The 18,036-nt window shown below is 64.2% G+C and carries 15 protein-coding genes; 5 read left to right on the top strand and 10 right to left on the bottom strand.

Annotated elements, in window-relative coordinates; translation table 11 throughout:
* Nucleotides 1-303: 303 nt before the first annotated feature.
* From glnT to DMB80_RS16235, 3 genes are read left to right on the top strand one after another with little or no spacing between them, the layout of a single operon-like run.
* Complete coding sequence (glnT, locus tag DMB80_RS16225) at nucleotides 304-1,686, top strand: type III glutamate--ammonia ligase (RefSeq protein WP_111510800.1); 1,383 nt, start codon at nucleotides 304-306, stop codon at nucleotides 1,684-1,686.
* Between the two features lie 10 nt (nucleotides 1,687-1,696).
* On the top strand, nucleotides 1,697-2,437 hold the full coding sequence (locus DMB80_RS16230) for a creatininase family protein (RefSeq protein ID WP_240431224.1): 741 nt from the start codon (nucleotides 1,697-1,699) through the stop codon (nucleotides 2,435-2,437).
* 19 nt (nucleotides 2,438-2,456) lie between these two features.
* On the top strand, nucleotides 2,457-3,194 hold the full coding sequence (locus tag DMB80_RS16235; RefSeq protein WP_240431225.1) for a TetR/AcrR family transcriptional regulator: 738 nt from the start codon (nucleotides 2,457-2,459) through the stop codon (nucleotides 3,192-3,194).
* 87 nt (nucleotides 3,195-3,281) lie between these two features.
* Here DMB80_RS16235 and DMB80_RS16240 read toward each other — a convergent pair whose 3' ends face one another.
* A complete protein-coding gene (locus DMB80_RS16240; protein WP_111510864.1) occupies nucleotides 3,282-4,187 on the bottom strand; it encodes an NADP-dependent oxidoreductase in 906 nt (301 codons plus the stop codon).
* Nucleotides 4,188-4,591: 404 nt separating this feature from the next.
* Here DMB80_RS16240 and DMB80_RS16250 point away from each other — a divergent pair, with 404 nt between their 5' ends.
* Entirely contained in the window at nucleotides 4,592-5,158 is a 567-nt protein-coding gene (locus DMB80_RS16250; RefSeq protein WP_111510803.1) for a TetR/AcrR family transcriptional regulator, read from the top strand.
* A 136-nt stretch (nucleotides 5,159-5,294) separates the two neighbouring features.
* On the opposite strand, the gene DMB80_RS16255 is transcribed toward DMB80_RS16250, so the two are convergent.
* The 5 genes from DMB80_RS16255 to DMB80_RS16275 all read right to left on the bottom strand — a co-directional run bounded on the left by DMB80_RS16255 (nucleotide 5,295) and on the right by DMB80_RS16275 (nucleotide 12,615).
* Nucleotides 5,295-6,965 carry an FAD-dependent oxidoreductase gene (locus DMB80_RS16255; RefSeq protein ID WP_111510804.1) on the bottom strand — a complete coding sequence of 557 codons (1,671 nt, stop codon included), beginning with the start codon at nucleotides 6,963-6,965 and terminating at the stop codon, nucleotides 5,295-5,297.
* 25 nt (nucleotides 6,966-6,990) lie between these two features.
* Complete coding sequence (locus tag DMB80_RS16260; protein WP_111510805.1) at nucleotides 6,991-7,917, bottom strand: oxidoreductase; 927 nt, start codon at nucleotides 7,915-7,917, stop codon at nucleotides 6,991-6,993.
* Nucleotides 7,917-9,545: an AMP-binding protein gene (locus DMB80_RS16265; RefSeq protein ID WP_111510806.1), complete on the bottom strand. Its 1,629-nt coding sequence runs from the start codon at nucleotides 9,543-9,545 to the stop codon at nucleotides 7,917-7,919. The genes DMB80_RS16260 and DMB80_RS16265 overlap by 1 nt, the downstream gene beginning before the upstream one ends.
* A gap of 99 nt (nucleotides 9,546-9,644) precedes the next feature.
* Nucleotides 9,645-11,834, bottom strand: coding sequence for a molybdopterin-dependent oxidoreductase (locus DMB80_RS16270; RefSeq protein WP_111510807.1), 2,190 nt, complete (start codon nucleotides 11,832-11,834; stop codon nucleotides 9,645-9,647).
* 97 nt (nucleotides 11,835-11,931) lie between these two features.
* A complete protein-coding gene (locus DMB80_RS16275) occupies nucleotides 11,932-12,615 on the bottom strand; it encodes a TetR/AcrR family transcriptional regulator (RefSeq protein WP_162938561.1) in 684 nt (227 codons plus the stop codon).
* A 177-nt stretch (nucleotides 12,616-12,792) separates the two neighbouring features.
* Here DMB80_RS16275 and DMB80_RS16280 point away from each other — a divergent pair, with 177 nt between their 5' ends.
* Nucleotides 12,793-14,316, top strand: coding sequence for an AMP-binding protein (locus tag DMB80_RS16280; RefSeq protein ID WP_162938562.1), 1,524 nt, complete (start codon nucleotides 12,793-12,795; stop codon nucleotides 14,314-14,316).
* On the opposite strand, the gene DMB80_RS16285 is transcribed toward DMB80_RS16280, so the two are convergent.
* The 4 genes from DMB80_RS16285 to DMB80_RS16300 form a co-directional block, all read right to left on the bottom strand.
* Complete coding sequence (locus DMB80_RS16285) at nucleotides 14,308-14,751, bottom strand: Zn-ribbon domain-containing OB-fold protein (RefSeq protein ID WP_111510810.1); 444 nt, start codon at nucleotides 14,749-14,751, stop codon at nucleotides 14,308-14,310. The genes DMB80_RS16280 and DMB80_RS16285 overlap by 9 nt on opposite strands.
* On the bottom strand, nucleotides 14,751-15,902 hold the full coding sequence (locus DMB80_RS16290) for a thiolase family protein (RefSeq protein ID WP_162938563.1): 1,152 nt from the start codon (nucleotides 15,900-15,902) through the stop codon (nucleotides 14,751-14,753). The genes DMB80_RS16285 and DMB80_RS16290 overlap by 1 nt, the downstream gene beginning before the upstream one ends.
* 130 nt (nucleotides 15,903-16,032) lie before the next feature.
* The gene (locus DMB80_RS16295) at nucleotides 16,033-17,487 is read right to left on the bottom strand and encodes an aldehyde dehydrogenase family protein (RefSeq protein WP_111510812.1); all 1,455 of its coding nucleotides are present in this window, start codon (nucleotides 17,485-17,487) and stop codon (nucleotides 16,033-16,035) included.
* Entirely contained in the window at nucleotides 17,484-18,035 is a 552-nt protein-coding gene (locus DMB80_RS16300; RefSeq protein ID WP_111510813.1) for a nuclear transport factor 2 family protein, read from the bottom strand. Before DMB80_RS16300 ends, DMB80_RS16295 begins: the two co-directional genes overlap by 4 nt.
* Nucleotide 18,036 lies beyond the last annotated feature (1 nt).

Consider the following 18,036-nt stretch of genomic DNA (forward strand, 5'->3'; position numbering starts at 1 on the left):
GTGGACCGCCCCGGGGACCCAGGAGGAGCCTGATACACCACCGCGGTGGCCGGAGACGGCCGATCAAGCATTTTTCGATGACCTATCGAGACGGCGCACATTTACCGTGTTCAGACGCCCACATTTCCGCTGCGGACGCCTGAGTAGTTTCAATGGTCCATTTACTGCGGCGAAACACTGCAGCAACAGAGCGCGCTTAACGTCTCCCTGGTCGGCGTTGTGCGAGTTCCACAGGTACCTCGTCCGTGAGCTCGGAATGGACAACAGCACAGCTGATCTCGCATCGGCCGGATAGGAGAACACATGACCGCGACGCTGAGCGGACAGACCGCACACACCGACAGCGGTTCCGACGTGGCCGAGGTCGCCGAGCGGTTGACCGCGGCGGGAGTGAAGTACGCCGCGATCAGCTTCGTCGACATGCACGGGAAGCCGAAAGCCAAGATGGTGCCGCTGGGCCATCTCGGGCAGGCGTCGCGCGGCTCGGAGATGTTCACCGGTGCCGCCCTGGACGGCGTGCCGCAGGACGTCAACGACGATGAGGTCTCCCCCCACCCCGACCTCGGCGGGGCTATCATCGCGCCGTTCAATCGCGAGGTGGCGTGGTTCCCCGGCGACCTCTACATCGGTGACACGCCGTTCGAAGCCTGCAGCAGAGGCATTCTCAAGCGGGTCACCGCCGAGGCAGCCGCGCTGGGCTACACGTTCAACCTGGGTATCGAGACCGAGTTCTTCCTGCTCAGTGACGCCACCGGCACACCGGCTCCGGCCAGTGCCGACGACAACCTCGACAAGCCGTGCTACGACCTGCGCGGGCTGCTGCACAACTACCCCGTGGTCGACGAGATCGTGACGGCGATGAACGAATTGGGCTGGGATGTCTACTCGTTCGATCATGAGGACGGCAACGGGCAGTTCGAGACCGACTTCACCTACACCGACGCGGTCGCCATGTCCGACCGGCTGGTGTTCTTTCGCATGATGGTCGGCGAGATCGCTCGCAAGCACGGTCTGTTCGCATCCTGGATGCCCAAACCCTTCGCCGACCGGACCGGCAGCGGAGCGCACTACAACATGTCGCTGGCCGACACCGACGGGCAGAACCTGTTCGCCGACAGCGACGACGCCCGTGGCTGCGGCCTGTCCGAGCTGGGCTACCACTTCACTGCCGGTGTTTTGCGCCACGCGTCGGCGATCTGCGCGGTGGTCGCCCCGACGGTCAACAGCTACAAGCGGTTGGTCAAGCAGGGCAGCATGTCCGGGTTGACCTGGGCGCCGATCTTTGCCTGCTACGGCGACAACAACCGCACCAACATGCTGCGCATCCCCAGGGGCGGAGGACGCGTCGAATGCCGGGCCGCCGACAGCGCGAGCAATCCGTACCTCGGTGCCGCACTGATGCTGGCCGCCGGCCTGGAAGGCATCCGCGAGGGTCTGGACCCCGGAGAACCCAACCGCGACAATCTCTACAGCCTGACCGAGGAGGAGTTGACCGCCCGGCAGATCGGCTGGCTGCCTCGCTCGCTCGGTGAGGCGATCGACGCGCTCGAGGCAGATCCATTAGTTCGCAGCGTGTTCGGCGCGGCGATGTTCGACTCCTACATCGCTGAGAAGAAGGCGGAGTGGAACTCCTTCACCGCGCACGTTTCGTCATGGGAGACCGACCGTTACCTGAGGTTCTGGTGACGGCGCAATGATGCATCGATGGGAGGAACACACCTCGACGCAACTGGCGCACCGGCTGGCCGCTGACCCGGATTGCGTCGCGCTCATTCCGGTGGGTGCGACGGAGCAGCACGGCCCGCACCTGCCGGTCGGCACCGACACCATCCTGGCCGCCGCGGTTGCCGATGCCGCCGCTGGCGACATCGCGCTCGTACTTCCGCCGATTACGTACGGCTCCAGCATGTTCCACGGGTCAGCACTGGCCGGGACGGTGGCGTTCAGTGGCGAGGAGACCGCTGCGACCGCCTACCGAGTTGCCCGAGCCTGCGTCGACTCCGGTGTGCGACGTGTGCTGTTCGTCAACGGCCACGTCGGAAATGCCGCGGCTTTGTGGATTGCCTGCGATCACTTCCGGCGCGACCTACCGCAGGCGCGCATCGGGGTCATGCAGTGGTGGGACCTCACGGCCGACATCGCACGACGCGCCACCGCCGACGCGCTCGACTGGCACGCCAACGCGGCGGAGACCTCGTTGATGCTGGCTGTTCGGCCGGAACTGGTGGACGTCGACGCGATGGCGCGGGCTGACGATCCGGACCGCACCGAGGGGCTGGTCTTCCGCTACCCGGTGGGATCGGTATCGACGAACGGGGTGACCGGCCATCCGTCGCGCGCGTCCAAGGGCTTCGGGCTCGAACTGTGGCGCGATGTCGTGACCGCAGCGCGCGACGTCGTCAGCCGTGCCCACGTCGAGCAGCCGCCGGTCAGCTGACCGTCGTAGAGTGACCCCCGTGCCACCACCCGAGCGGCGCGCACACGTCCGCGCAATCGGACGGCCCCGTCGTGACGCCGAATCAGTACCCGCGGGATCGCCCCGCGCGGGCATCGTCAGCGCCGCGACTCGGCTGTTCAGCGAAAAGGGTTATGCGCAAACGACGATGAGCGACATCGCGCGCGCCGCGGGTCTGCAACAGTCGTCGCTGTACTACTGGTTCCGCAACAAAGAGCAACTGCTGGGCGAGACGCTGGTCGTCAACCGCGCACCGCTGAAGTTCATCGCCGAGGTCGGCGCTGGATCCGGGTCGCCGGCAGTGAAGCTCTACCGGCTGTTGCGTTTCGACACCATGCAGCTGGCGCTCTCGCCGATCGACTTCAACGAGATCCAGCGCATCGCCCACACGCAGCGCGCCGACTTCCACCAATTCTGGGCCGACTACGAACGACTCAAGAACTGGGTGGTCGACCTCATCGGCGCGGCGATCAGCGAGGGCAAGTTCATCGAGTGCGATCGCGAGGAGACGGCCGGGCTGCTACTCAACTTCGACGAGGGCGCGCAGAAGCGCACGCGTCTGCACACCGACCACGGCGACCGCGCCGAGGAAGCGGTGCGAGTCGGCGAACAGGTCGCCATCATCGCGGTGCGCGGCCTACTCAAGCGGCCGAGTGAGATCGCGCGGATTCAAGAGCAGGCGGCACGATTCGACGATGCGGCCGTCGCGCTGCGGGCTGCTGAACCGTCGGCGGACTGAGGAATCCGAACGTCTCTAGGAGTGGGCCGAGGGCGCGCAGCGGGCCACGCCTGGCTTTCGAGCCCGACACCATATGCGGCCAGCTGCTCACACGCGGACGACGACCTTTCCCCGCGTGTGTCCGCGCTCGACGTGTGCGTGTGCTTCCGCGAACTGTTCGAGCGGATACGTCCGCTCGATGCGCGGGGTGTAGCGACCCTGCCGACCGAGTTCGCCTGCTTGGGCCAGGAGCGTGGAGTCGTTTTCCGCCATGACCAGGTGCACACCCATGGGATGCGCATTGGCGTAGTCGGCGATTGTCGACACGCGTGCGGGGTCGCCCACGATCGCGACGAGATCGGCAAGAGACCCCGAACCCGCAGTATCGAACGCGGCATCGACTCCGCCCGAAGCCAGGGTGGCGAGGCGCTGCGCGAGGCCCTCGCCATAGGTGGTGGGAACGGCGCCGAGCGAGGTGAGGAAGGCGTGGTTGCGCTCACTGGCCGTTCCGATCACGGACGCACCCTGAGCCACCGCTATCTCGACGGCGGCACTGCCCACGCCTCCGGCGGCGCCCTCGATGAGAAGCGTGCGGCCCCACAGGGGACCGAGCACCTTCAATCCGGCCAGCGCGGTCAGGGCTGCCACAGGGGCGCCAGCGGCCTCCTCGTCGGTCCACGTGGCAGGCGCGTGGGCCCAGGCCGAGAGCACCGCAAACTCCGCGGTCGAGCCGGTGAAGCCGCCCAACCCGAAGACACGGTCACCGATGCTCACCCCGCGCACACCCACACCTATCTGGTCAACGACACCGACGGCGTCCCGCCCAGGAATCGCCGGCAGGTCGATGGGCATCAGCTCGCGCCCGGCACCGGAACGCAATTTCCAGTCGACCGGATTGACGCTGACGGCTGCGACACGAATGCGAATCTCGCCCGGCCCGGGACGGGGCTCCGGCACCTGCTCGACCACAAGGGTCTCCACACCGCCGAACTGGTGATAGCGGACTGCACGCATGAGGTTCTTCCTTTCCACGCGGCCAGAGAAGGCCGTTGTCGAGATCAGTAGGCGAAGCGGGGTGTTCCCACCACATCGGGTTGCGCGGCGCGCCACCGAAAGAACCCATGGGGACGTATGTCTCGTGGTGCTCGACCGGCGTCAGTGGGGTTGCGGATGACTTGTGGGTTGCGGCCTCCCTGCGGCCGAAGTCGGGCGGACCCGGCGCGTGTTCCCCGGTCGAAGGCATCACGCCAAGCTCCTGGTGCTGGGAGGGTCGCGTTCAGCGTCCTGTCGCTGCGGGTCGACGCCGCTGTAAGAGGTGTCGAGCGAGCATGAGGCTGCTATCGTCGCGAGGCGGAGACAACTCTCCGTTTCCTTGAACATACGGAGACGGTTCTCCGTTTGTCAATGCAGGCAGGGACATGACATCCACCACCCCGCGACCACTGAGGGCCGACGCCGCCCGCAACCGGTCCAAGCTGTTGGCGACGGCCGCCGACGCGTTCTCGACCCGCGGCCTGGGGATCTCGATGGACGACATCGCCCGAACTGCCGGCGTGGGGGCCGGCACCCTGTACCGCCACTTCCCCACCAAGGACCACTTGGTCGCCGCCGTACTGGACGAGCGGATCCGCGAGCTGGCTCGTGAGGGCAGAGAGCTGCTGGATCTCACCGGGCCGCGTGAGGCCCTGTTCATGCTGCTGCGCAAGGCCGTCCTGGAGTGGGGGCCCACCGACCGCGGCTTGGTGGAGTCGTTGGCCAGCGCCGTCGGCCCACACGAGTGCGTCCCACGGAGCGCGCGCGAGGACTTCGCCTCCAGTGTCGACGTGCTGCTGCGGGCCGCCAGAGACGAAGGGGTCGTTCGAGCTGACGTGACCAGCGACGAGGTGGAAACCCTCATCGTCGGATGCCAAGCGATGCAGCACTACCGCCCGGAGCTGGCCGAAAGAACGCTAGACATCATGCTCGACGGCCTGCGCACCAACTGACCTGCAACGGGCACCCTCAACGGATCGACTCGCACGAGCGGCCGAGACCGCATCCACCGGAGAAGGCCAGGCAACGCATTCGAAGCAGAACTCCAACGCCGGCTTGGCACCTTCATCCGACGTGGGCGCACAGCGGCTACTCAGTCGGGAAACACGTACGACCGCTGGCCTGCGACGCCTGCGCGACGGACAGCATGCGTCGACGGTCGACGAGCTTCACGCGCGGCCGCCCGATGTCGGCACCACCGGCACGTTCTGCTGCATCAATGGCACGCCAGCCCTTCCAGTCGACGACCTGCACGCCGCGTTGTTCCAGAACCTGCGGCATCTGGTGGTGGTGAGGAACGTCTTTGGACAGGACACCGGCTTGGTAGTCCTCCCAGAGAGCAGCGACGGTCTCTCGAGCGCACGCGCGATTCGTTCCTATGACGCCGCGAGGCCCCCGCTTGACCCATCCCGTGACATATACGCCAGGCAGTGCAGTTCCGCACTCGTCATGTACGCGACCATGAACATTCGGAATTCGACCGGCGTCAGCGTCGAAAGGAACTCCCGCGATTGGTGTTCCGTGATACCCGATGGACCGCAGTACCAGGCCCGTCTCGATCGTATGGGACTCGCTACGATCGCCGCTGATGAGGGTGCCGGTCTCATCGAAGGTGTTGGACGTCGTGTACAGGGCCTCAACCCGGCCGGCGCCACTCATCTCGACGGGGGAGGTCATGAAGCGGAAGACTATCCGTTTGTTTCCCGGCGTCACCGTGCGGGCGACGTATTCGCGAGCCAACTGAAGTTTCAGTGCAGTCTCGTCGTCGTCACCTGAATCTGGTGCGAGGTCGTCACTTTCGATGACGACATCAACCCCGGGGAGGTAGCCCAGCGCGAGGAACTCTGCGGCCGAGAACGCGGCGTGCCGTGGTGTACGCCGCCCGAGGATGACGACCTCTTCAATCATGCTGCTCGACAACGCAGACAGAGCATGATCGGCCACATCAGTCGCTGTGAGATCCTCGTCAGAGGCGAGCAGGATTCGCGCGATGTCCAAAGCGACGTTCCCGTTACCGATCACGACGGCGCGCTGGCACGACAGATCGAATTGCGCATCAGAATGGTCGGGGTGGCCGTTGTACCAGGCTACGAAATCGGCTGCGGCCACGCTGCCGTTCAACTCTTCACCGGGGATTCCGAGACGTCGACTCTTCGACGCTCCGACGCCGTAGATCACAGCGTGGTGGTGGGCGAGGAGCTCGTCGGGGGTGACGTCTCGGCCAACCTCCACGTTGAAGTGACACCGGACGCGGGGATTGGCCAACGCGGAACCGAGCAAATCGATGATGCCCTTGGTCCGCTGGTGGTCGGGTGCGACACCGGCCCGAATGAGACCGAAAGGTGTTGGCAGCGAATCGAAGATACTTATTTCCGTGCCTTCGATATCGAGCAGATCGGCAGCTGCGTAGCACGCAGCGGGCCCTGCGCCGACGATCGCGATCCGAAGCGAGCCTGGATCAACACTGTCCCGTTCGCGGGAATTGAGGGAGGGTTTCGCGTCGAGAGGATGCCGCCGGAAGTAGTCCGCGTTGATGTCTCCGTAGCGCACCTGCTCTGGCGGCAGATCGTCTTCGTAGTAGATCGCGTCAACCGGGCACTCGACTTCGCACGCGCCGCAGTCGACACACGTGTCGGGATCGATGTAGAGCATCTGAAGCCCTGACTCATGCACGTCTCGATCAGGCCGGATGCAGTCGACGGGGCACACCGAGATACAGCTTGCGTCCTTGCAGCAGTTCTGCGTGATGACGTAGGTCATGATGAGTTCGCCTCCGTGGACTTCGCTATACGGGGTAGTACACGTCGGTCAGCTTTTGCGAGACCTCCCACAACCGGCGTTGTGCTGCGGTGTCGCGTGACGCTGCGCTGGACTGAACGAGTTCTGGCCAACCGCGCTGCTGACCCAGTCCCCCCGGGCCGATGTATTGACCGCCGGCCACGGTGGGGTCGGTCGCGGCCCGCAGGGTCGGCAGTGCCCCCATGCGAGCATCCTGGTGGAGGCCGGAGAATAGGAGGTTCTGCAGCTTCACCCAGAGCGGCTCACCACGTACCAGGCTGGTTTTCGAAGTACCGGGATGGGCTGCGGTAGCTATCGTTTCGGCGTTCCGCGCCTCGGCGAGCCTCCGCTGCAGCTCATAGGTGAACAGGAGGTTCGCAAGCTTTGCACTGCCGTAAGCGTGCATCCAGTTATACGGTCGCGTGGTCCAGTCGAGATCATCGAAGTCGAGCGTCGCCTTGCGGAGTCGATGCCCGAGGCTGCTCACGGTGACTACACGAGAACCCGCCGTGTTCAGCAGGGTTTCGAGAAGTAGCCCCGTGAAGGCGAAGTGCCCTAGGTGGCACACGCCGAAGTGGAGCTCGAACCCGTCCTGCGTGGTTTGCCTTGCGAACGACACGAGTCCGGCGTTGTTCACCAGCAGGTCGATTCGCGGGTACCTGGCGCGCAAGTCGGCGGCCGCTGACCGGATCGACTCAAGGCACTCAAGATCCAGCAGCTGGGTCGTCACATCGGCATTCGGAGCAGCGAGCCGGATCTTCTTCACGGCGAGTTGACCCTGCTTGGCGTCCCTCACGGCGAGCACCGTGTGCGCTCCGTTGCGGGCCAACGCCGCGGCGGTCTCGTAGCCGATACCGGAGTTAGCACCCGTCACCACGGCGATGCGTCCGGTCTGGTCGGGTATGGACTGTGCGTTCCAGCGACGGTCGCGCATCAGACGTCGGCGAGTCGTGTTTCCGCCGCCGCGTACAGATCTCGCGCCGAGGGGTAGTCTGCCTTGCCGGTGGGTGTCCGGGGAACCTTGCTCACGAACCGCACTTCCCTGGGTGCCTTGTAGGCCGCCAATTTGTCACGGACGTGATTGATGAGGCCCTCCGCGCTAGCCTCTGCACCGGGCTTCAGCTCGGCGATTGCGACAACACGTTGACCAAACCGCTCGTCTGACACCCCGAAGACCAGACAGTCCTCCACCGCAGGGAAAGTCTTTGCAGCCTCCTCGACCTCTTCGGGATAGACCTTCTCGCCACCGGTGTTGATGCAGGTGTTGCCGCGCCCGATGAGATGAATCGACCCGTCAGAGCGCACAGTCGCCATGTCGCCGAGGAAGGAGTACCGAACGCCACCGATCTCACGGAATGTGGTCGCCGACTTCGCGGGGTCCTTGTAATAGCCATAGGGGATGCTGCCGCTGGCCGCGAGGAATCCGATTTCTCCGGACCCTGGTGCGATCTCACGTCCGTCCTCTGCGAACACCTTGGTTGTCGGGAACAGCTTGAAGGCAGCGGTTTCCACTGATCCGCCCCGGACGGTGACTTCCGCGCCCAAGGCCCCCTCGCTACCGCCGATGGTGTCGATGATTGCCAGATGCTCGACGTGGTTTAGCAGCCGATCCTTCATGTCGGCGGAAAGCATCGCGCCCGACGAGTAGAGCGTCCTCAGAGCAGTCAAGTCGTAGAGGTCACGGCAATCGTCGAGGTGCTGTAGCAGAGGCCGGGCAAACGCATCTCCGACTATGACCATCGACGTCACCGACTCACGGTCCGCTGTCATCCATACTTCGGCGGGCTCCAGGCTGCGGGAGGACAGCAGTACGGTTGCACCACCGAAAAGGTGCGACGCGAAGACTCCTGCCCATTGTCCGCTCCCGTGCATGAGCGGACATACCGGCATCGAAATCGGCAGTGCGTCCCGCGCGGCGAGCGCACATGCGAATGCCACCGCCTCCTCGGTGGACTCACACGGTGCATGCCCCATGAGCGAGGGAACCTGTCGAAGATACTGGGAGATGAACGACGCCTGCTGATACAGCACGCCTTTCGGATGCCCGGTGGTACCTCCGGTGTAGAGCATGTAGGTGTCATCTCCACTGCGCTGAACCGGCGGCAGCGGATTGAACGCGGCGAGCAGCGCCTCGTAAGGCACGGATCCGTCCAGTGGCGGCCCGCCGTCGTCGACTTCGATCCACACCTTGACGTCGACGAGCAGATCGCGGACACGCGCGACTCGTTCACCAAGTGACGAGTGATAGACCACTGCTTCGGCGTCTGAGTTGTCGATGACGTAACTGAGTTCTTCGTCGAGGTAGCGGTAGTTGACGTTCACTGGTACTGCGCTCAGCTTGAAGGCTGCGAATTGCGCTTCGAGGTACTCGATGCCGTTGTAGAGCAGCAGAGCGACCTTCGAGTTCGCAGCGATTCCCCGTCCAGCGAGCGCATTCGCCAGTTGCGCGGCGCGCCGCTCGTAGTCGCGCCATGTCGTACGTCGATCGCCCTGCACCGCCGCGATCTGGTCCGGCAATGCCTCAGCGACCGCTTCCCAAATGGTCGCGAACTGCAACTCCATGGCGTCGCTACCCCAATCTGATCATCCCGGGCTATAGCCGACCGACGCGTCGGTCGTTTAAAAGCTACCAGCGGCCTCGGCGAGGGTCAATGAAAGCGGTCAACTGGTCGATTTGGTGTCGATTCCCGCTGAGTTATCCGTCTTCTCCATCCTTATCGGTATCCCGTTGAGCACCGACATCCCACTGAGAGGCTCGGTCCGCGATGGCCCCTTGGCCGTTAACGCGTTGGAGTTGACTCCGCCGGCGGCATTTGCGCGCCGCCAACCGCCCTTGTGCCCCCACCCGTGTGGAATGGCTACCGTTCCCGGCCGCATGTCGTCGCTCAGGTGGACGGGAATGGTCAGTTCCCCGTCCGCGGAGACGATGCGCGCGCATTCGCCCTCGGTGAGACCGATCGACGCCGCATCGTGGGAATGCACGTGCGCCCGGTGGCGCCGACCGGCCGGCATCAGGCGAGCCGCGTTGTGCATCCATGTGTTCTGTGAACTCAATTCGCGCATCCCGATCGCGCGCAAGGGATACTCCGATTGCTCACTGAAGCTGTGAAGCCGATCCAGCTCGGCGAGGACTTCTGGCGACGCAAGACGTATCTTGGCATCCGCGTGATGGACGTGCCTTTTGATACGTCCCGTCGGCAGGTGCTCCTTGAGGATCACTCCGTGCGAGTGGCGTGAGAGGAGCTTGCCCCACGACAACCCTTTGGGCCGTAGTCCGTACCAGTCGCCGACGGGGCTCGTCCGAATGAGAGCGTCGACCATCGCGCGAGGTGTGATGCAGATTCCGAGCCTCGCCAACCACCTCAGCGGTGCAGCGGAATACGCCCCGCCGTACCCCATTTGCCGGGCGATCTCGTTGAGGATCTCCCATTCGGTTCGAGTGTCGCCGATCCTGTCCTGGACTGCCTCGGTGGCGAACAGGCTCGGCCGGAGCATGTTGCCCATCAGTGCAAATGGGGCATCCTCACGTTCGTAGAAGGTCGGCACCGGCAAGATGTAGTCGGCGAATCGATTGGTTTCGTTGACATACAGGTCGCAGGAAAAATGCAGGTCGAGTGTTGCGAGGGCATTCTCGAGTTCGGCACCACCACGTCCACTGCTCAACACTGGGTTGGCGCCGAAAGTGAGCAGCGCGCGAATCTGGCCCTCACCCGGTTCGGTGATATCAGGCACCAGTGCCTGAGAGGGCAGCATGCCGGCGACATCAGGAAGGCCAGTCGTTCGGCTTCTGCTCCTTCCGAAGGATGAAAGGCCCGCGCTGTCGGCGAACTTCGCGAAATCGACGGGCCCCCAGCCGAAATTCGATCCTCCCTCGCGTTCGAGATTCCCGGTGACAATGTTGATGGTTTCTTGGAGGAGGTTGTTCAGCGTGCCGAAAAGCTGTGTGCAGGTGCCGGTACGGCCGTAGACAACGGCCGAGTCGGCTTCGGCGAAGTCGATGGCGAGCTTGCGAATCATCTCTGCCGGTATTCCGCAGCGATCCGATGCGAGTTCCACCGTGAATCCAGCGAGACTCGCGGCGAGCGTGTCAAAACCATGGGTGTGCTCGTCGATGAGTCGGCGGTCGATCAACCCTTTCGCAATGATGGTCTGAAGCATGGCCGCCAGTAACCACGCGTCGGTTCCCGGCCTTATCGCGATGTGCTCGAAATTTCGCGCGGTCTCCGTACGGCGGGGATCGACGACGACAACGCGTCCACCGCGGTCAACGATGGACTTGAGCGCCGAGCGCAGCTGTGGCTCGCTCACCGTCGAGCCGCGCGATACGTAGGGATTTGCGCCTACGATCAGGGCGAAGTGCGTTCGCCATAAATCGGGAACCGGGCCGGTGGCGGTCGACCCGTAGAGAATCGCTCCCGCCACCATGCGGGAAGCGCCATCTTCGCCGTTGACGCCGTACTTCCAGGGCGACCCGACTGCCGACTGGAAACCCTCCAGTGCAAGCAGACTGGCGTGATGGAAGACCGGCGGATTGCCGAAGAAGGACGCGTACGCGTGCGCACCGTGGTCACCGATGATGCGTTTGAGCCGGCTGCTGATGTCGGAGAGCGCCTCGTCCCAGGTGACAGGTTCGAATGATCCCGGCCCGCCACAGCGACGTACCGGCTGGAGAAGTCGATCGGGATCGTGGGTGATCTCCACCATCGCCGAACTCTTGCTGCACGCAAAGCCCTGGGAGTAAGGGTTCGAGCGATCACCGCGCACACCGACCAATCGGCCGTTGTCGACAGTCGCGATCAGTCCGCACATCGGTTCGCAGATCCGACAGAACGTGGGTTTCTCGACCTGCATGCCCGCCTCCGACTTTTACTCAAGACCGACGCGACGGTCGGTCATTGAGAACGTAGCGAGAGGCGACGGGGCGGTCAACCACCGCCGATCAATATTTCTACGGAACCGGTGACTCGCTTGCCAGTGAAAACTCGACTTTGAGGGCGCGCGGGATCTTCGCCCCATCCAGGGTGCCCCGGTGGTCGTCTGCGGCGATTCCGGAAGACAGCATGTCCCAGAACGCATCGGCGACCGCGCGGTGCGACATCCGCCCCGACGGCTTGAACCAGTACTGGGCGTGGTTCGCCATGCTGAGGATCGCCTGGGCGACGAGCCGGGGGTCTACCGCTCGCAGGCTGCCTTCGTCGATTGCACCTTGAACCGTGGCCACCATCATATGGAAGTACTCACGCTCGAGTTCGCGGATCTCGGCCTCGCGATCCGTCGAGGACTTCATCTTGAGTTCGAAGATGGCGCGGTACTTCGCCGGCGAGTCGCTGACGAGTTTCAGTCCCTCCTGCATCATCTCCCGAACCAACTCGATGTAGGGCCGTCCACTTTGCATACGCTCTCGCTGCTTGGCGATGAGACCGGCAAGCGTCTCGGTGCGGATGGCGAACAGCACGTCTTCCTTCAGTCGGAAGTAGTGGTAGAGACTGGACTTCGACACGTCGAGCGCTTCTGCGATTGAGTCCATGGTCATTTCGTGGAATCCGCCACGGGCGATGAGTTCCTCCGCCTTTTGGAGTATCTGCGCTCGTCGCTGCACCCCGGCAGCGGTCACACCCGGCTTGCGCGCCATGTTCGTCCCATCGCTAGTCGACCAGTGCCATTGCGAACGACGCCGCCCATGGCACCCCCGGTGATAATAGACCGTCTTGTCGGTTGACTTTTGGTTGACTAGGAGCATACCGTCCTTCGTGTCGCTGGAGGGGCTGTCGATTCGCTACCTCCTTCCTTCGTCCCCGTGGTGGATTCCGTGCGCACTGCAAGCCCTGGACTGTACGAACGACTGCTTCAGCTGAAGGACGACCATCCCGACAAGATCGCGGTGATCACCGGCGATCAGCAGCATTCTTTCGCCGATCTTTTCACGCGAATCGAAAGGCTGACCCGTCATCTCGCCGCCGAGGGGATCGGAGCCGGTGAACGAGTTCTCTGGGTGGGGGGCAACAGCCATCACATCCTCGAATTGATGATCGCCTGTTCGCGTTTGAGCGCGACGCTGTGTCCGGTCAACTGGCGACAGTCGCCCGACGAACTCGCGTTCGTCCTGCGGGATTGGGCTCCCCGTGTCGTGGTGTGGCAGTCCATCGACGGCGAGGACCGTCTGACGGACGCGCGAACACGCGCAGCGGCGCCGGGTGCGGTCTGGCTGCCAGTCGACGTTGCAGGCGAATACGACATGCGGTCGATAGCTGGACTGCCCCTTGAACAGCAGACCGATGTGGGCACTGCTCAGCCCTCGGACGTACCGATTCTGGCGCTGTACACCGCGGCGTTCTCCGGCCATCCCGGAGCGGCGTTGCTCTCGGAGCACGGCCTCTACTTGCAAGCGCTTGCTCATATTCCGGTCCTGGAGGCCACCGCCGACGATGTCAATCTCGTGGCCACACCGCTGTTCCACGTGCTCGGGTGGGTCTCCTTGCTGACATTCTTCGTCTGCGGATCGACGAACGTGTTCATCCCCCGACCCGACGCCGAGGTCATCTGCCGCGCCATCGTCGCCAACGGGGGCACAACGGGAACCGTCATGCCTCAAACCGCTTTGCAGATAGGCGAATTGAATGCCGACGGGCGATACGATTTGAGCCGATTCCGGTCTGCGGTTCGCGTACGCGGATGGCGCGACATGACGAGGCCTGGAACGATGGTCGGCGGATACGGACAGACCGAGACGGGTGGCCCTGTGCTGCTGGCACTACCGGGGGCGCGACTGGGCGGTCCCATCCAGGGTCGCCCCTCGCCCGTCGCGCGGGTGCGGGTGGTCGACGACAGCGGTCGTGATGTCGCAGTCGATGAGACCGGGGAACTGCTGGTCTCTGGTCCGACCGTCACGGTCGGGTACTGGAATCGACCTGCGGAGAACGACGAACGCCGCCGAGGCGTGTGGTGGAGAACAACCGATCTGGGTAGACGTGACGACGCGGGGGTGATCACGTTCATCGGTCCGAATCGCCGCATGATCAAGACAGGCGGTGAGAACGTCTATCCCGCAGAGGTTGAAGCCTGCCTCGAGGCGCACCCACAGGTGAAGTCCGCCGCTTTGGTGGGCGTTGCGGACAAGACGTGGGGTCAGGTCGTCGCCGCCATCGCCGTAAGGGAAACTGATGGCGAGGTCGATGAACCAACGCTCATCGCCTATGCGCAGGACAAGCTGGCCCGATACAAAGCTCCGAGACAGGTGATTTTCGTGGAGGACATGCCGACCGTCAACGGCACCAAGGACTACCAGGAACTCGACGCGCGGTTCGGCGGCGGAAACTACCCCGGCTCAGCTTGATTCGACGATACGCACCCAGGGCATGGTGACCGGGGCGCCACCCTTGGGGTCGTCGACGTCGGTGAAGCTCGCCACCACCCTCGAGCCGACGCGCACCAGGGGTGCCTGCGACTCATCGGCCAGGTTGGTCAGAAGCGTCACTCCCGGCGCCTCGTCGAACTGCACCTGCAGCACGGTGAAGGGCACTTTCGCCCGGGATCCTGGAAGGAAGGCGCGACGGACGACGGTGAAACTGTAGACCGTCCCAACTGGATCGATTGCCGCCCAGATGAATTCCTCGCCCATACAGCCGGCGCAGAAATCTCGCGGGTACCACTGGAACCGGCCGCAACGGACGCACTGCGGGAAACGCATTTCACGTTGCGCGCATGCCGCCCAGAAGGGTTTCAGTGGCTCCCAGCTCACGTCGGGGAGCAGTTCGGAGATCGCGCGCATCAGCCCTTGCCCAGTAGAACGGTAGTGTGCTCCGTGTCGGCCCACGCTGCCACGAGCGCCACCTCGGCGCCGGTTTGCTGTCGGGAGTCTTCCGCATCGCCCCTCAATTGGGTCACGGCCTCGATGACCATGTTGATGCCAGGCACGTAGGAATGTGACAGCAGGCCGCCGTGGGTGTTGACGGGTAGTGATCCCCCGGGCGCGGCGGCACCGGACGCGAAGAAGTCCAGGCCCTCTCCGGCGCCGCAAAATCCGATGTCCTCCAGCTGCAAGACGGGGATGATGCTGAAGCAGTCGTAGAGGTAGGCGATGTTCACATCTCGCGTGGCGAGCCCGGCGCGCTTGAGCGCGTTCGGCCCGGACAATCTCGACGGTAGGTTCAGATGGTCGTTTCGGACACCCAGGTACTCCTGCGACGGAATGGGCTCGACAGCGCGCGCCAGCGACAGAATGTCCACTGGCGGGTGGGCGGCGTCGATCGCGCGCTCCTTGGTCGTGACGATGAAGGCGCACGCACCGTCGCTGATCAAGCAGCAGTCCAGTTTTCGTAGCGGATCAGCGATCATCGGGGACGCCGCGTAATCGTCGGCGGTCAACGGGTCCCTGCACAGCGCGGAGGGGTTGAGTGCGGCCCACGCCCTGGTCGTGATGGGAACCGCGGAGATCAAATCCTCGTCCACGCCGTATTCCGCGCAGTAGCGCTTGGCCATGGTCGCCATGTAGACCGGCTGCGGATAGAACCCGAAGGGCATCTCCATGTTGGCCTTGTACGGGTCTGAGGAGTGATGCGTTCCGGGACCCCCGATCAGGCTCAAATTCAGACCGTACACGCACAGGAACGTCGATCCTTGGCCCGTGCTGGCGGCTGCTTGGGCCAAGGCGATCGTGGCGACCGCGCCGGATCCGACAAGGCCGATGTTCGCAGTGAACACATCGGGTTTCAGGTTCAACGCAGCGTGGAGGTCCGGCATGATATGCGGGGTGCTGTAGGCCTCACTGAGCACGCCGTCGAGGCTCTCCGGAGAGATGCCGGCATCGTCGCACGCGGCGAGCGCAGCCTCCACGACGAGTTTGCTCACAGAACTGTGATGCGACCACGCAGGGCGCGTTGCGCCAATCCCCACGATCGACATGGCTTGCAATGTGCCCATGGCCTGCGACTCCGTTTCCCCGACATCTCCGAATTTACACGACCGACGCGTCGGTCGTGTAATCATGTGGGCGTCACCACACGCAACCGCCGCCACTGGCGGGGTGGTGCTGCCCCATACGGACGTGCGTTTACTCCAGGTCGACCATGACGTTTTTCATCCGGAGGAATTCCAGCAGTGCTCCCTTGCCCCCTTCACGCCCGTAGCCGCTCTGCTTCACCCCGCCGAACGGGGCCTCCGGGCCGCCCATCGCTCCGCCGCCGTTGACACCGACGTTGCCGACGTCGAGCGCCGCGGCGACTCGCACCGCTCGGGACAGGTCCCGAGTGTGCACGAATCCTGCGAGTCCGTAGGGGGTGTCGTTGGCCATGTCCACCGCCTGCTCCTCGTCCGCGAATCGCAAAACTGCGAGGACCGGTCCGAAGATCTCCTCTTGCGCCAACTCGCTTCCGTTGTCAACGTCACCGAAAACCGTTGGTGGAAGGTAATATCCGTCGCGGAGCTCACCTAGCAGGCGTTCGCCGCCGATCAGGAGCTTTCCCGAGCCGCTCTCATGTGCGCGGTCGACGAAGCCGAGGATGCGCTCGCACGCGGCCTCGGTGATGACGGGGCCCATGGTCACTTTCGGGTCGAACGGATCTCCCACGCGCACGTGCCGCAGAGCCGCTGTCACCGATTCAACAAACTCGTCGTAGATGGTGTCCTGCACCAGCAATCGAGAAGGCACTATGCAGCCCTGCCCTGAAAGCACGATGATCCCCAGCGCAGACTTGAGGGCCTTCTTCCGGTCCGCGTCGTCGAAGACGATGTTGGCCGATTTGCCACCGAGTTCAAGCAGTAGGGGTGTCAGCCGGCGCGCGCAGGCCGCCGAGATGGCGCGGGCGGTCGTGACTCCACCGGTGAAACTGATCTTGTCGATCTCGGGGTGGGAGACAAGGGCCGCGCCCGCGGATCCGTCGCCGGTGACCACGTTGACCACACCGGCCGGAACACCCGCCTCACGTGCGAGCCGTGCAAACAGCAACGCGCTGAACGGCGCCAGTTCCGATGGCTTGACCACGACACAGCACCCGGCTGCGAGCGCCGGCATCACCGAGATCCCCATGGAGGCCGCGGGACCGTTCCAGGTCAGAATGATGCCGACAACCCCGTACGGCTCGGCCAGTGCGTAGTCGAAGACATCGGCCGGCGACGACACGACTTCGCCGGCCAACTTGTCAGCCCATGTGGCGGCGCTGTCAGCCCAGTCGATTCCCATTTGGACGATCGCGTCGCCGATCTGGACCGGTATCCCGCATTCCTGAGCGGATAGCGCCACGAAATCGTCACGATGGCGCTCCATCAGCCCGACGAGTCGCTGCAGAACCCGTCGCCGTTCGGTCGGGTGCCACCGCCGCCACGTCGGGAAGGCCGCGCGCGCCGCACTGGCCGCTTCGTCGATCTCCGCAGCCCCGGCCATCAGGACATCGGCTTGGGCCAGGCCGTTGGCGGCGTTCACATGCGGGCGGCTGCCGCCGGTTGCCGATGTGCGCCAGTCTTCTCCGATGAGAAGTCCAACGGGAGGTGTGATGGGGCTGATCGTCATTGATTCTCCGCTCGTCGGCGTCCGTCCCACAGCGTTCCCGCGTTCAACCCGTCGAAGAACTTCTCTCGGCCGACGTCGTCGACCAACCATTGGTGGCTGATGTGCCAGCTCGTGATCCGCCAGCGCTGTGGCTCACGCGCCCAGGTTCCTTCATAGAGCCCACCCAGCAGCATCACACGCTCCGGTGTCTCCGCGGAACGTGAGACGACCAGCATGTAGCTCGCTGTCGATGCTGTGTCGCCGGCTTGTCCGATGTGGATGTCGGCGTTCACACCGTGGTGCCGGTACCCCCCCACGCCGAGGCTCTCGACAACGGGCCGGACTTGAGAACGCCCGTGGAGGACGAGGTTTCGGCCGGATCCGAATGGAATGTTGCTCGCCGACCATTCGACGTCGTCACGGTAGAGGTCCATGACGTCGTCGACCCGTCCCGAGTCGATGGCGTAGAAGTATTCATTGAGCGCGCACCGGACGTCGCGCTCCGCTTCGAGGCGTTCGACGCGCGCCAGGATGCCCGCCGTGGCGCTGAGCTCATCGGATTGCGTCACC

The organism is Mycobacterium kyogaense (assembly GCF_003254575.1).
GTDB classification, from domain to species: domain Bacteria; phylum Actinomycetota; class Actinomycetes; order Mycobacteriales; family Mycobacteriaceae; genus Mycobacterium; species Mycobacterium kyogaense.

Coding starts and splice junctions, on each gene's coding strand:
- DMB80_RS16260 (WP_111510805.1), bottom strand. CDS start 7,917: ATGCGCGACCGTCGCTGGAACGCACAGTCCATACCCGACCAGACCGGA.
- DMB80_RS16285 (WP_111510810.1), bottom strand. CDS start 14,751: ATGCGCGCGATCTCCGAACTGCTCCCCGACGTGAGCTGGGAGCCACTG.
- DMB80_RS16240 (WP_111510864.1), bottom strand. CDS start 4,187: ATGCGTGCAGTCCGCTATCACCAGTTCGGCGGTGTGGAGACCCTTGTG.
- DMB80_RS16265 (WP_111510806.1), bottom strand. CDS start 9,545: ATGGAGTTGCAGTTCGCGACCATTTGGGAAGCGGTCGCTGAGGCATTG.
- DMB80_RS16290 (WP_162938563.1), bottom strand. CDS start 15,902: ATGGGCACATTGCAAGCCATGTCGATCGTGGGGATTGGCGCAACGCGC.
- DMB80_RS16270 (WP_111510807.1), bottom strand. CDS start 11,834: ATGCAGGTCGAGAAACCCACGTTCTGTCGGATCTGCGAACCGATGTGC.
- DMB80_RS16250 (WP_111510803.1), top strand. CDS start 4,592: ATGACATCCACCACCCCGCGACCACTGAGGGCCGACGCCGCCCGCAAC.
- DMB80_RS16230 (WP_240431224.1), top strand. CDS start 1,697: ATGCATCGATGGGAGGAACACACCTCGACGCAACTGGCGCACCGGCTG.
- glnT (WP_111510800.1), top strand. CDS start 304: ATGACCGCGACGCTGAGCGGACAGACCGCACACACCGACAGCGGTTCC.
- DMB80_RS16275 (WP_162938561.1), bottom strand. CDS start 12,615: ATGGCGCGCAAGCCGGGTGTGACCGCTGCCGGGGTGCAGCGACGAGCG.
- DMB80_RS16255 (WP_111510804.1), bottom strand. CDS start 6,965: ATGACCTACGTCATCACGCAGAACTGCTGCAAGGACGCAAGCTGTATC.
- DMB80_RS16295 (WP_111510812.1), bottom strand. CDS start 17,487: ATGACGATCAGCCCCATCACACCTCCCGTTGGACTTCTCATCGGAGAA.